At 39.6% G+C, this 1,014-nt stretch carries 2 pseudogenes; both read left to right on the plus strand.

Features of this window, described 5'->3' with window-relative positions:
- Nucleotides 1-54: 54 nt before the first annotated feature.
- A pseudogene (locus tag ABZY44_RS37810) lies at nucleotides 55-532 on the plus strand (IS3-like element IS-LL6 family transposase); the annotation flags it as partial.
- A 174-nt stretch (nucleotides 533-706) separates the two neighbouring features.
- A pseudogene (locus ABZY44_RS37815) lies at nucleotides 707-1,014 on the plus strand (hypothetical protein); the annotation flags it as partial.

Consider the following 1,014-nt stretch of genomic DNA (forward strand, 5'->3'; position numbering starts at 1 on the left):
CGGACACGGGACCGCTGAACATCATGTACCGGGTGGACGGTTCCTCCGATCTCTATCTCTATAGGACCTAAACGACATGTTTATCTCTGTGCTATTCTTGACCTCTACTCAAGGAAATGTATTGCGTGGAAAGTAAGTGATCGAATTGATGCCAAACTCGCCTGTGACACCTTAGAGATAGCTATAAATAAGAGGAAGCCTAAGGAACCAATTATCTTTCATTCGGATCAAGGAAGCCAATTTAAATCAGCTTCCTTTAGAAAGTTATTAGATGAGCATCAATTGCTTGCTTCTTACTCCAAGCCTGGATATCCTTATGATAATGCCGTCACTGAGGTCTTTTTCAAGTATCTTAAACAACGAGAAATTAATCGCAGAACTTATCACTCCATTTAAGAAGTTCAACTCTCTTGCTTTGAATACATCGAACAATTTTATAACAATTATAATCCTCATTCCGCCAACAAGGGTTTAACTCCAAATCAGAAAGAAGAAAATTATTTTAAGAAAATATAGCTCATTTTGTGTCTAAATATTTGACATTGGTCCAGTGTACAATTGATTCATTCCGATACAAATGAAATGAAGGCAAATAATATTAAATTAGGCGATGTTTATTTTTTTTTAGGTTTGCCTAATATTTTGCTTTAATTTTATAAAAAAGAGGTGTATACTTATAATATTCTTAAAGGAAGGTGGAAATATTTTGAAAGATACAACAAGTCAGTCTGGTAAAGAGCACAAACCTCGATTAATTCAGCATGCGAATGGTCCCTCTTTAGAGGAAATTAACGGAACTGTCGAGGTACCCAAAGGCAAAGGCTTTTGGAAAACCCTGTTCGCCTATTCTGGACCGGGAGCATTAGTTGCTGTGGGATATATGGATCCAGGCAACTGGTCTACTTCGATTACGGGTGGGCAAAACTTCCAGTATTTATTAATGTCGGTCATTTTAATGGGCGTCGTCGCCGGGGGTTCGCCGGTCGCCCCGGTCCCGGCCGCGGAACGGCCGGA

The sequence above is a fragment of the Streptomyces sp. NPDC006544 genome (assembly GCF_040611715.1).
Classification (GTDB): Bacteria; Actinomycetota; Actinomycetes; order Streptomycetales; family Streptomycetaceae; genus Streptomyces.